General features: G+C 59.3%; 15 protein-coding genes. 1 reads left to right on the top strand and 14 read right to left on the bottom strand.

Going from position 1 to position 12225, the window contains the following annotated elements:
• Window positions 1-48 precede the first annotated feature (48 nt).
• From ACGYLC_RS16335 to ACGYLC_RS16280, 12 genes are all read right to left on the bottom strand, one after another.
• Entirely contained in the window at window positions 49-1140 is a 1092-nt protein-coding gene (locus ACGYLC_RS16335) for a helix-turn-helix transcriptional regulator (protein WP_394423941.1), read from the bottom strand.
• A 22-nt stretch (window positions 1141-1162) separates the two neighbouring features.
• A complete protein-coding gene (locus ACGYLC_RS16330) occupies window positions 1163-1546 on the bottom strand; it encodes a RidA family protein (RefSeq protein WP_394423939.1) in 384 nt (127 codons plus the stop codon).
• 39 nt (window positions 1547-1585) lie between these two features.
• Window positions 1586-2914 (bottom strand): NAD(P)/FAD-dependent oxidoreductase, encoded by a 1329-nt coding sequence (locus tag ACGYLC_RS16325; RefSeq protein ID WP_276155019.1) that lies wholly within the window; start codon window positions 2912-2914, stop codon window positions 1586-1588.
• A gap of 303 nt (window positions 2915-3217) precedes the next feature.
• Window positions 3218-3565 (bottom strand): RidA family protein, encoded by a 348-nt coding sequence (locus ACGYLC_RS16320; protein WP_394423938.1) that lies wholly within the window; start codon window positions 3563-3565, stop codon window positions 3218-3220.
• Window positions 3566-3567: 2 nt separating this feature from the next.
• Window positions 3568-4335, bottom strand: a complete 768-nt coding sequence (locus ACGYLC_RS16315) for an ABC transporter permease (RefSeq protein WP_173487995.1) — start codon at window positions 4333-4335, stop codon at window positions 3568-3570.
• A 2-nt stretch (window positions 4336-4337) separates the two neighbouring features.
• A complete protein-coding gene (locus ACGYLC_RS16310) occupies window positions 4338-4583 on the bottom strand; it encodes a hypothetical protein (protein WP_394423936.1) in 246 nt (81 codons plus the stop codon).
• Complete coding sequence (locus ACGYLC_RS16305) at window positions 4584-5027, bottom strand: ABC transporter permease subunit (protein ID WP_394423934.1); 444 nt, start codon at window positions 5025-5027, stop codon at window positions 4584-4586.
• Window positions 5028-5093: 66 nt separating this feature from the next.
• Window positions 5094-5885 (bottom strand): ABC transporter substrate-binding protein, encoded by a 792-nt coding sequence (locus tag ACGYLC_RS16300; protein ID WP_394423932.1) that lies wholly within the window; start codon window positions 5883-5885, stop codon window positions 5094-5096.
• A 23-nt stretch (window positions 5886-5908) separates the two neighbouring features.
• The gene (locus ACGYLC_RS16295) at window positions 5909-6679 is read right to left on the bottom strand and encodes an ABC transporter ATP-binding protein (RefSeq protein WP_394423931.1); all 771 of its coding nucleotides are present in this window, start codon (window positions 6677-6679) and stop codon (window positions 5909-5911) included.
• The gene (locus ACGYLC_RS16290; RefSeq protein WP_394423929.1) at window positions 6676-8064 is read right to left on the bottom strand and encodes an NAD(P)/FAD-dependent oxidoreductase; all 1389 of its coding nucleotides are present in this window, start codon (window positions 8062-8064) and stop codon (window positions 6676-6678) included. The genes ACGYLC_RS16295 and ACGYLC_RS16290 overlap by 4 nt, the downstream gene beginning before the upstream one ends.
• Window position 8065: 1 nt before the next feature.
• Entirely contained in the window at window positions 8066-8326 is a 261-nt protein-coding gene (locus ACGYLC_RS16285) for a (2Fe-2S)-binding protein (RefSeq protein WP_394423927.1), read from the bottom strand.
• Between the two features lie 13 nt (window positions 8327-8339).
• Window positions 8340-9464: an NAD(P)/FAD-dependent oxidoreductase gene (locus ACGYLC_RS16280; RefSeq protein WP_394423925.1), complete on the bottom strand. Its 1125-nt coding sequence runs from the start codon at window positions 9462-9464 to the stop codon at window positions 8340-8342.
• Window positions 9465-9554: 90 nt separating this feature from the next.
• On the opposite strand from ACGYLC_RS16280, the gene ACGYLC_RS16275 reads away from it, so the two are divergent.
• On the top strand, window positions 9555-10469 hold the full coding sequence (locus tag ACGYLC_RS16275; protein WP_271689116.1) for a LysR substrate-binding domain-containing protein: 915 nt from the start codon (window positions 9555-9557) through the stop codon (window positions 10467-10469).
• Window positions 10470-10624: 155 nt separating this feature from the next.
• Here ACGYLC_RS16275 and ACGYLC_RS16270 read toward each other — a convergent pair whose 3' ends face one another.
• Window positions 10625-11188 carry a hypothetical protein gene (locus tag ACGYLC_RS16270; RefSeq protein WP_271689117.1) on the bottom strand — a complete coding sequence of 188 codons (564 nt, stop codon included), beginning with the start codon at window positions 11186-11188 and terminating at the stop codon, window positions 10625-10627.
• Window positions 11189-11394: 206 nt separating this feature from the next.
• Window positions 11395-11832 carry a hypothetical protein gene (locus ACGYLC_RS16265; RefSeq protein WP_394423924.1) on the bottom strand — a complete coding sequence of 146 codons (438 nt, stop codon included), beginning with the start codon at window positions 11830-11832 and terminating at the stop codon, window positions 11395-11397.
• Window positions 11833-12225: the final 393 nt, after the last annotated feature.

Below are 12225 nucleotides of genomic sequence, written 5' to 3'. Positions count from 1 at the left end.
GCCCCAGCTGGCGAAGGCGTTGACTATTGCATTAGGACGTTTGTCTTTTCATTTCGGAAACCCACCGTCTCTTCGGAGTATTTGATGTGCAGATTTTGGCGGGACGCCGAAGTAGGATTTGAACGCCGACGAAAAGCTGGCCTGACGTTCATAGCCCACGGCACGTCCGATTGCCCCAACTGGTTCGTCGCGCCGTTGCAACAGCGCGAGCGCGTGTTCCATGCGGATGTCGGTCCGGTATTTGTGAATGGTCGTCCCGTTCACAAGCCGAAAACCGCTTTTCAGCTTGGTCGTGTTGGTGCCGAATTCCTTGGCCAACCTGGTCAGCGTCAGATGTTCACCAAGGTCCTCGTGCAGCCGGGACCGGAGTTCGGCCATCATGCGAACGTCCGCGGTCGACAAATCCTGCACCGGATTTTCCTTTTCTGTCGCCGCATCTATGCAGTCCACGGATTCTCCGACCAGTTGCAGGACAAGCCCGGTCAGCGTCACCATATCGCGCCGGTTCGTTACCTGGAAGTTGATCATGCGCCGCAAGGTCATGAGACTGTCCGCAGAAAGCGTTGTCTCGATCATCGTGGAAATTCCGGCAGGCGGCGACGTCAGCGCCTGACCCGCCGCGCGGCTGAACGGGAAGTCTGTATATTCAGTCAGGAAAGCCGGTGTGACATAAAGCGACATCTTGAGGTGTTCGCCGGGTCCGCTCCAGACGGTATAGTCAACGTCTTCGGTCTGACGACAGCAAAACAGATCACCACTTTGGAAACTGCTTTCCGGATCTTGCTGCCCAGTCATACCAACTGCGACCGGCCCTTCAAGCATATAGTGAAATTCAACGAAACCTTCGCCTTTGACCGTCTCGATGCGGGGTTCACGCACATTTGCGCGTGTCGTCACGAATAAAAGCTCCCACCCCAATCGCATGAAATGCCAGCGAAACCTGCTATCTTGATCCTCAATGCCTACGTTTGTGCAATGGCTGTCCATCAAACGGTTGGTCAGCGTTGGCCAACCACTGCCCTCCTGTTCAACGGTCCTGAACACCTGAAGCAGTGAGTTACTGCCATCGCCGAGGATATCCCGAAACAAGCCCGAAGGCTTGGTATCTGGAACGGAAGGGTATTCACTCGGTGGGATCATCCCATAAGTATTAAGCCCGCTGTCAGCCTTTGGCTATAGATGCGGTCACTTCGATTTCCACCTTTGCACCGGGACGCGGGATCTGGCAGACAATCAGCGTGTTCGTGGGCCGGATGTCACGAAACACTTCTCCCAGAACGGATGCCACCGCGCCCAGATCGGCGCCATCGGTCAGATAAACGCGGGCCTGGACCACATTTCGAATACTGGCACCCGCCTGTACCAGCGTGTCGTCAATCGCACTGAGGGCATTGCGTGCCTGCTCCGCCACATCATCAGGCAGATCACCAGTATCGGGATCTTCACCCAAGGTGCCGGAAACATAGATGCGGTCCACGTCAATTACTGCGCGGGCAAACCCGGCAAAGCCTTCTGCGGGCGCTCCTGAGAAGATACGGTTTTCCATAGGGTCTTGTCCTTTCGGGGCTAAGGGTGTGGCGGCCTGTCAAGTCCAGTCGCGCACAAGATTGCCTGAGGCGGCATGTCCGCTGGCGACGGCCCCGTTAAGCAGGGCCTGATAGAGGTAGTCGCCACAGAAATAGACGCGCTGTGGCGCGCTGTTGCGGCGCTCCCGGAAGGCACGCAGAGCGGTGCAATACCCCGGTTGGAACATCGGCAGCATCCGTTCAATCCATTGGTTGTGACGTTCAATGCAATGCGTTTCCAGTTCCGGGCAGATCGCGGCCATGCGCTCTGCAATCATCTGATCCAACTGACCTGTCCGCCCCTCGTTGCGGGCGCGGGCAACGGCGTCGGGCGAAAGCTGCGCATACAGTTGGGTCTTTTCGCCTGCGGGGGATGCCTGAAACAGGGAGACGCCCCGTGCCGCGTCCCTTGAATAGAACTGCATGGATTCTTCCTTTTTGCAGTCCAAAAGGTAGTGGACCGCCCCGTAAGAGCTATACCGGACCTGAGAGAAAAACCGGCTGTCCTCATCTGCAAGGGACGGCATGACCGCGGGAACCAGATCGCCTGGCAGCGCACAGATGACATAGGCTGCGGTAAGGGTTTCGGTTTCGCCCCCTCTTTGAATCTGGATCTCGCAGGGGTTTCCGGGAGTGATACGCGTGACCCTCGCGTTTGTCTGTATATCAAGGCCGGAGGCAATGGCATCCGGCAGGGCCTGCATATCAGGCTTCAACGACATCACAGATGTTCCAAAAAGATTCGGAATCGTGCTGAGGTAAAATGCGGCCGATACGTCGTCCGGCAGCCAGTTTCGCGCACCGATGAATATCGGGTCCACCAGTCGCGACAGCGCATTTTCTCCGAGGGTTTGAAGAATATAATCTGACAGCGCAATATCGTCCGCCTCGCGCACGCTGGTAGCATCGTCAGGATCCGCTCGGCGGCGCAGTTTCCAGAGCTGAACGGCATGCCTCACCAGCCGGTATCGTTCCTTGAATGTGAGGCCGGGTGTAAACAGGCTTGCTGGCCCGGGCATAAGATGGACGTCCCAGCATGCATCCCGTCCGATGGTCTTGGCGGTCAATTGCCGCGCGTGGGACAGATTATCCGCAAGCCCCAACTCTTCGAGCAAGGCAGAAAACGGTTTGCTACATGAATACAAAAGGCGTGCGCCCCTGTTGAACGCCAGATCGCCCACCTGCTGTGTCCCGACACGCCCACCAACATGGTCTGTTTCCTCAAGGACACAAACGCGATAGCCGCGTTTGGAAAGATCCCGCGCGGCGCTTAGGCCGGCGACACCTGCACCTACGATGACAACACATTTGTCCGGCATTTCAAGATCATCCGCTGAATTCAGAACCATGTCATGATGGCCAAGAAAAAGTCGGCTGCCAACGCTACGGTTTTCACAAATCAGTCCGCTTCTATTCGCTGAAAGAAGTTCTTTGCATGGATGCAGGCTGTTTCGTGCTGCACTGCGGCACGAAACAGCCCTGTTAATGACAGCTTCCGGCCGTGAACGACTGCCTTCCACTTCCGAGAGAAAGGGCGGAAAGTGGTAGTTCGCTGCGACCGCAAGTTCGCTCTTTGGCAATTAGTCAAGTATCAGTTTGCTTAGATATAGGCTCTTAGTGCAGCACGTGGCGTATGTCACAATGCAAACTTGTCATGACTCAATCGCCGCGGCGGTGACGATTATCTCGACCCTAAGGTCTGCATCGGCCAGCTTGGCTTCGCCGCATGCGCGCGCCGGGGCAGATCCTCGTGGCACCCAAGCATCCCAAACGGCGTTCATTTCGTCGAAGTCAGCCATGTCCGCCAGCCAGACGATCGCCTGCAATATATGATCACGCGAAGAACCTGCTTCGCGGAGCAACCTATCGACGCGGCCAAGGCAATCTTCGGTCTGCTCGGCAACGGTGGCACCATCGCCGACCTGTCCGCAGAGATAGACGACCCCATTGTGCTTGACGATTCTACTCATGCGCTGATTGGTCTGGTGGCGTTCGATCATGGTCATATTCTTTCAGCTGTAGGAAGGGCGACCGCATCGGATGAAGCAGTCGTCGCGCGGCGGGTTAGATGGCGCAGATAGCGGCGTTCGATGCTGCGGAAGATCCATGTGATGCAAAGAACGATCAGGAAATAAAGCACAGCGGCGGTGATGAAGCCTTCGTAGGCGAGATAATAGCGCCCGTTGAGCCAGCGCCCGACGCCGAGGATGTCTTGAAGCGTGATCGTGCTGGCAATGACCGATCCGTGCAGCATGAAGATGACCTCGTTTGAATAAGCCGGGATCGCGCGGCGAAAGGCCGAGGGCAGAATGATACGACGCATGCGCGAACGATAGGAATGTCCCGTGGCGATGGCTGCCTCGACCTCGCCCTTGGGCGTATCTGCGATGGCGCCGCGCAGTAGCTCGGTCGTGTAAGCAGCAGTGTTGAGCGTGAAGGCGATGAGTGCGCACCACCAAGCCGACGACAGGATTGGGTCCCAGAGAAAGCTTTGGCGGATCACCTCGAACTGCCCGACGCCGTAGTAGATGAGATAGGTCTGCACCAGAAGCGGCGTGCCTCTGAATACATAGGTGTAACCTTGGACGAGCGGGTTAAGGACCGCATGCCCTGAAGCGCGGGCAATCGCCATAGGGATCGACAACAGTCCACCCAGCACAAGCGACAAGAAGGTCAGATTGAGCGTCACCCAGACGCCATAGAGGAAGCGGTCGAAGTTAGCAGCAATGAGGGCAACATCGAGTGGAATATAGGTCAGCACAGTTTCCATGATCACGCCCTCACCACGCCACGGTTGTAATGACGCTCCAGCGCGCGCAGAGCTAAATCGGAGACGCCGGTCAGCAGCAGATAGATAACAAAGGCCGCCGCCATGAAGGTGAAAAGCTGGCCGGTCGAGCGGCCGGCGGTGAAGGCATTGTAAACCAGATCCTGAAGCCCGATGACCGACACCAGCGCCGTGGTCTTGAGCTGCACCAACCAGTTGTTGGTGAAGCCCGGCAGTGCAAAGCGGATCATCTAGGGCCAGATGATATGGCGAAAAATCAGCGATCTGCGCATTCCGCAGCTGATCCCCGCCTCGATCTGGCCACGGGGAATGGCCATGATGGCGCCGCGAAACGTTTCGGTGAAATAGGCGCCGAAGATCACCCCGATGGTGCCCGCACCAGCCGCGAACTGGCTGACCTCCACATAGCCCCAAAGCCCGGTTGCCGCGCCGAGATTGTTAAGGGTCACCTGTCCGCCGAAGAACACCAGCAAGATCAGCACCAGATCGGGCACGCCGCGCACGACGGTCGTATAGGCGCCGGCCAGCCGCTGCGCCGCGCGATTGGGTGAGAGTTTTGCCCAAGCGCCCAGCAGGCCGAAGATCAGCGCGATCACCAGCGATGTCAACGCCAGCTTGATGGTCATGATCGTGCCGTCGATCAATTGGTCTTGGTAGTCCAAGAGCAGGTTCATCGCGTGTCCTCCGTTGGATCATCAGGGCGGCGCTCTGCCGCCCCAAAGCAAAGCTTGTTCTTCAGGTCATTGCCCTTCAGGGCGACCGCCGTAGATGTCGAAGGGGAAGTATTTGTCGTTTATCTCGGCATAGGTGCCGTTCTCGCGGAGCGCAGTGATGGCCTCGCTGAAGTCTTCACGCAGCTTATCCTCACCCTTGCGCACGGCGATGCCAACGCCTTCACCGTAGCAGTCGACATCGGTGTGATCGCCGCCGAGAAAGGCGTAGTCCGCGCCTTCATCGGAACTCAGGAAGCTTTCCTGCGCGATAAGACTGTCGGACAGCTGTGCGTCCACCCGGCCAAGCGCCAAGTCACGAAACACTTCGTCCTGAGAGCCATAGAGCACGATCTCGGCCTCGGGGAACATCTTCTCGGCGTAGCACTGGTGAGTGGCACCGCGCTGGACACCGATGCGCTTGCCGGCCAGTCCATCGGGAGTGCCTTCGAAACCGGCATCCTTCGGGGCAACCAGTCGCGCCGGGGTCTGGTAGTATTTTTCGGAGAAATCGATCTGGCGCTTGCGCTCTTCGGTGATCGACATGGAGGCGACGATGGCATCAAACTTGCGCGCCTTCAGGGCCGGGATCATGCCGTCCCACTCCTGCTCGACCAGCTCGCATTCGCGCTGCATTTCGACGCAGAGCGCTTTGGCAATGTCGATGTCAAAGCCCACCAGCGTGCCATCGGACTCTTTGGAGGAGAACGGAGGGTAGGCCCCCTCGACGCCGATGCGCAGCGTGTCTTGGGCGGCAAGCGGTAAGGCGATGGCGGCCAGTGCGGCGGCCGCGACGGTGCTCAGTATGGTTCTACGAAACATGGTTTGGTCCTCTCTGTGGTTGGTCAGTTCATGCGTGACAAGAACGCTTGAAACTCGGGGGTTTGCGGGTTGGAAAACAGCTCTGCCGGCGGACCCGCTTCGCAGACCTCGCCCTGATGCAGGAACACGGTTCGAGTGGAGACATCGCGGGCAAAGCCCATCTCATGGGTCACCACAAGCATGGTGCGACCTTCTTCGGCCAGATCCCGCATGACGCCCAAGACCTCGCCAACCAGTTCGGGGTCCAGGGCCGAGGTCGGCTCGTCGAATAACATCACGTCGGGGTCCATCGCCAGCGCCCGGGCGATCGCCACCCGTTGCTGCTGGCCACCGGAAAGATGCGCCGGGTAGTAGTCCGCCCGGTCAGACAGACCTACCTTTGCAAGCAGGGCCTCGGCTTTCCCGCGCGCCTCGGTTTTCGAGATACCTTGAACGTAAAGCGGGCCCTCCATGATGTTGTCCATCACGGTCATATGCGACCAGAGATTGAAGCCCTGAAATACCATCGCCAAACGGGCGCGCATGCCCTCGACCTGCCGCAGGTCTGCCGGGACGATCTCGCCCCGGCGGTTCTTCGTCATGCGCATCTGTTCGCCGCGCAGCCAGACCTCACCGGAATTCGGGGTCTCAAGCAGGTTGATGCAGCGTAGGAACGTGCTCTTTCCTGAACCAGAGGCACCGAGGATCGCGATGACCTCGCCTTTCTGTGCCTCAAGCGAGATACCCTTAATGACCTCGTGGGAGCCGAAGCTCTTGTGCAAATCCTTGATTTTCAGGGCGGTGGGAGCGCTCATGCCGGGTCCTCCTTGATGGGTGAAAGTGCGGCCATTTCGCCCAAGGCGATCGGCTTGATCGGGCTGCGCGCGCGCGGCGGCGTGATCGGGTGGTTGCCCTTCGCTTCGGCGCTCAGGAGACCGCGTAGGGTGGCGTCGCACATGCGGCCCTGACAGGGCCCCATGCCGCAACGCAAAGAGGTCTTGATCTGCCGGTGCCCGTGAGGACCTTCGCCTATCGCCTGACGGACAGCGCCGGCGGAAACCTCCTCGCAGCGGCAAACAATCGTGTCGTCTGCCGGGGCGAGGATCTCTGCCGGGGGAGCATAGGCGGCATCAAGAAACGGGCGGATGGCTCGGGCGCGGAACAGGGCGGCTCGCGGACTCGCCGCACGCTGGTCGCGCGCATCGGCGTCGCATTTGCCAAGCTGACGCAGGATGTTCAGCGCCGTCAGTTCACCCGCCGCCGCGGCGGCTTCCGCCCCTCCGATTCCGGCGCCGTCGCCTGCGGTATGCAGACCGGGTTGATTGGTGGCGCCCCAGCGGTCGCATTCGGGTTGGTAGGCGCCCTGATTCTTGTTCCAGCTGTGCGAAATACCCGCCGCCCGCGTGATATGCGTTCCCGGCACCACCCCTTGGTGGGTCAGCAGCAGGCCGCAGATGAGAGATTGTGCCTCTCCCGCGGCGCGGAAGGAAAAGCGGATATCACCGCTCCTCTCCGCAGTAGCTCGGAAGTCCGAAGCAGCCGTATAGCGCGGCACGCCCGCCCGGCGGATCTTCGCGATCAGGCCCAGTCCCTTCAACAGGGTCGCCGCCCCGAACATCGCCCGGGGCAGATGCCGCATCGCGCTGAGCAGTCCGCGAGTGGTCTGTGTTTCGACAAGCGCCTGCGGCGCGCAGCCGGCATCAATCATCTGTGCCGCGACGAGGTAGAGCAACGGTCCCGAACCTGCGAGCACGGCATTTTGGGGGAGCATGCCGGCGGTTTTCATCAAGATCTGTGCTGCACCAGCGGGCATGACGCCCGGAAGCGTCCAGCCCGGAAAGGGCACCGGACGTTCCTGCGCGCCGGTCGCAAGTAGCACATGAGCCGCCGAGGATGTCTGGCTCGCCCCGCCGCGCGACCACGTAACCCGCGGCCCCTTGTCCACCTTCCAAACGGTCGCGCCTGACAGCAACTCGATGTTCGGATGTTCAAGCGCCTCAACAAGGCCCGCCCCCTGCGCATAGGCCGTGCCGAGCCAACTACGGCGGCGCTGGTTCTGCGCGACGTTGCGGTAAATTTGCCCACCGGCCTGCGGCTGTTCATCCAGCATCAGCACCCGAAGTCCGCTGCCCGCCGCCACAGCGGCCGCTGACATGCCCGCTGGTCCGGCCCCGATGACGATGAGGTCCACATCAGTCATGTTAGCCGCCGTTCAGGCTGCGCAGACCCAACTGGCGCCGCACTACCATCCCTTCGCGCACCGGCGTCATGCATGCCTGGGTATTAGGCGTGCCATCAACGTCCACGAGACAGTCGAAACAGATGCCCATCATGCAAAACGCCGTGCGCGGCGCGCCCTGTGCGGTTTGCCGCGTCCAATCTCCCGAATGCGCCAACAGCGCTGCCGCCAGCGTCACACCGGCGGGGGCCGTGACCGGCAGATCGTCAAGGTAAAATTGCACGCAGTCTCCTGTGTCAGGCAGCGTGCGAAAGCGCGAAGCGACGCTCATCGAAAGCCTCCATATCAGGGGTGGGAGATGTGTTCAGAATCCATTCGGCAAGGACGCTGGCGTGCAGAGGTGCGAGCGTGACACCGCTGTGACAAGTCACAAGAAAGGCGCCAGGGTGCGCCGCAGACTTGGCATAGACGGGGTAGCCGTCAGGAGACATTACCCGCAGCGCGCCCCAAGCGCGGACGACCCCCACGCCTTCAAGCGCGGGGAACACGGTCACCGCATGGCGCGCGAGGCCTGCCATGACGTCAAGGCTCTCGCTGTCGTCCATCCCTGTTTCCGCCTTGGTGCCACCGATCTGGATACCACCTTCGTCGACCTGACGGATGGTGCTGGAAAGGAACGGTAACCGATCCCCAAGTTTTTCGGTAATCAGGAGCTCGCCACGTTGCGGCCTTACCTGAGTCTCAAACCCGAGCCCCCTGGCCAAAGCGGTTGAGCCAAGTCCGGCGCAAAGCACAACAATCTCGGCCCCAAGGGATTGACCATTCGCCAAGGTAAGCAAGAAGCCACCGTCCGGCTGTGGCGTGATCGTGGAAACTGTCGCGCCCATGGTCACGCATCCGCCCAAGACATGCACGGAACAGCGGAGGGCCCGAAGAAAGCGAAGCGGGTTCACATGTCCGTCACGGGGCGAAAAACTCGCTCCGACGACTTTCGGCCCGATGCCCCCCAATTGACTGCGCAGGTCATCTCCGGTCAGAATTTCAAAGCTGGCACGGTCGTTTAGGTGGGCGGCCTGCTGTTCAAGCTGCGCTGCAAAACCGGCCATCTCGGCTGAATCGGTAAAGAACTCATACCCACCCGACTGATCCAAAGCCACATCAATGCCCGAAAGCTCCTTCAGCTGGCGCGCAAAACCCGGCCAGGCGGCCAGCGCATCCATCGTCCAGTTCGCATAGGGCGCGAAATTCCAGCCCTTGCCCTGTCCCCAGATAAGCCCGAAGTTCCCTTGCGAAGCCCGCGCGTCCCCGTCAGCACCGTCCAGCACCCGCACTCGCCTTCCGGCCGAAAGCAGACCGAGCGCGACGGATAGGCCGACAAGGCCGCCGCCGACGATTGTGATTTCAGGGTCGCTGTGCTGCATGTGATTCCTCCGAGTCCAAGATCGCAGGGTTGATCACATAAGAATAATCGTAATATTTTCATTATTCATTCTCTGAGGTTATATATCACCATGATCGGCCGGCTCACACATCGACAAATTGAAGCCTTTCGCGCTGTGATGGAGACCGGCAAGGTCACCTCCGCCGCGCAGGTGCTTGGGACGACACAGCCCTCTGTCAGCAAGCTTATTGCAGATCTGGAGCATGCGGCCGGTTTCGGGATGTTTGAGCGCCAGGGGCGGCAGGTCGTGCCCACTCCGGAAGCCCGGGCGCTCTATGAAGAGGTCGAGCGATCTTTTGTCGGCATGGCGGAAATTTCACGGGTGATCGAAGATATCCGAGATTTCCGGACAGGTAGCTTGCTCATCGCCGGAATGCCGGCCCTCGCGCTGAAGTTCCTTCCCGATGTTATCGCCGAGTTTATCGCCGAAGAGCCGGGCATCGCCGTGTCACTACGCACGCGCAGTTCCCAAGCGGTGCTACGCCATCTCAGTTCGCAACAGTTCGACCTCGGCTTTGCAGCTCTGGATAATGATCATCCCGCCGTTCTGCGCCGTCCGCTGTTTACGGGGGCAATGCTGGCTGTGCTTCCGCCCGGACATCAGCTTGAACGAAAAACCGTGCTTGAGCCTAAGGACTTCGATCAACGGCCCTTCATCGCACTTGGGGCAGAAATTGGCACACGGTCGGAGACAGATGCCTTTCTATCACTTCGCGACGCCCGCCCCCGGATTGTCGCCGAAGCGCAATTGTCCGCTTCGATTTGCGAGATGGTCGCGGCAGGCGCGGGAGTTTCGATCGTGGAGCCAGTGACTGCGAGACATTTTGCGGAACTCGGACGCTGCGTCGTGCGACCACTGTCACCGGCCCAGCCCTTTCGCTACGATCTGCTGCTTCCCGCGACCCGTCAGCCTTCACGCGTCGCCGGCCAATTCTTGAGGTTGGTGAACGCACGTTTCGAGGCATTTCCTCGCACTCAATTTTAGTCACCTGGGCAATAGGGGTTGCGTTGGCACCCCGCGAATATGAACTCATAAACTTGATCGCTGCACTGCGGCAGCGCATGGTGTAGCGAAAGGCCGGTATGGGCCGGACGTATCAAGCTCGTGCCGCGGCCTTCTGCTGCGAGGCCTGACCCGCGTTAGACCGCCTCAAACCACGGGTAGCGGGCTTCCGGAACGACGAGTTCTATGTCGTCTTCGATGTCGACGTAGAGATCAAAGGCCCACTCTCGATAATGTCCCATGGCCGCGCACCAAGCCGCTACGATAGCGTCACCCTCATGATCTGCTTCAGTGGAGGACGCTACGTCGTGATAAACCTCACGGATGATATTCTCGCCGGATACTCGGAGCATCAGCTTGGGGTGGCTTTCGTAGACGGGTAATCCAAGCCGCCTGGCCACAATCGCACCATTCAAGGTCATGGAACTGTATAAGGAGTTCTGAGCAACAATCGAATTGCCGCCATATTTCCGTCGTAGTGCATCATCGCAGGCCCGCCCGCCCTTAGGCGACCAGGCTAAGAGGGTATCTATGCCGATACCAACCGCTGATTTCGCATAGACCTTTAGCCAAGTCAGTGCCTCGGCAGCATCTCGAACAGTAGCCGTGTCTACGATTTTAGGCACGTTAGAAACTATCCGAATGGCCGCTACACCGTTCTTGCCTTTTCCACCGGGGTCGTAACCAAGAAACAGCGTCATGCGTAAGCCTTATCGTTGCAGAAGTTGGAGCGGGCCCATTATGCGTTTCCTTTCCATGGGCGGAGTTACGGCAAATGGGGTGAACGTCAGGTTCCATGATTCTGCGCTGCAGCTTATGTCCTATCACAAGTGGGCAGCAATGGGCCGATTGGAAAGCGCACCGTACCCAGCAGAGGAATTGCCGGGTACGGAATCGGTTTCGTGATTTATGCGCTCTTCTTGTCGGCTTGCACCGCAAGGTCGACTACGTGATGCACAAGGAACGCCTCGATCAAAGACAGGGCATAATCTCGGTCGATGGGCAGCATACCCTCGTCCAGCCATCTGTTATCAACATAGTCTTCCGCATCCCACAAAGCCCGCGTCGCGGTGGGATTGTCCGGCTCGATCCGGTCGAAGACTTTCTCGAAGGTGAAATTGGCAATCTCGATAGCTTCCGCTCGATCAGCAGGCGAGACAGGAAGCGACGTGATCTTGGTATCGACGGACGCCGCCGTCGGGCGAGAGACAAGCAAGCTCCAACACGCGAAGCCCTCCTGTTTGGCGATCTGCTTTTGCGCCTCATGGAGCGGGATGCCGCGTTCGCGGGATAGCTCTTTGGCACGGCGCTTTAGAACATAGATAGGCGTAGTTGGTCGGTTCATTCGAAACCCTCCTGGTCGAGCGAATTACACAACCCCTCCTCATGTGTGCTCGAACGGATGGTTCGATGATCAGAGTGCTCTGCATGAAGTGTGCTTTCCCAACGGAGGGGGGAGGCGCGAGCAGCGCCTGTCAAAGAAGATACGTCAGTTTCGCTGAATGACAAGAGAAAGGTGCTGACCTATTAGCTCGGGGCAGAGCGGTCCGTTTGAAGGCGATTCAGAGTTTCGATGCGCTGCGCCAGCATCAATGTCCGGTTCAGTGAAGCAGCGTTGTAGGTGGATGACACGACGAACGGCAGGAATGGGCCGTCTGTGACGACGGCCCAGCGGTTTAGATTTCGATAGCTTCGGCGATCACCAGCGCATCTTCAAGCTCGACGCCGAGGTACCTGA

This window comes from Sulfitobacter sp. 1A12157, assembly GCF_043557345.1.
Classification (GTDB): Bacteria; Pseudomonadota; Alphaproteobacteria; order Rhodobacterales; family Rhodobacteraceae; genus Sulfitobacter.
Note: the sequence above shows the minus strand (reverse complement) of the source record. Positions and strands in the feature narration are given on the sequence as shown.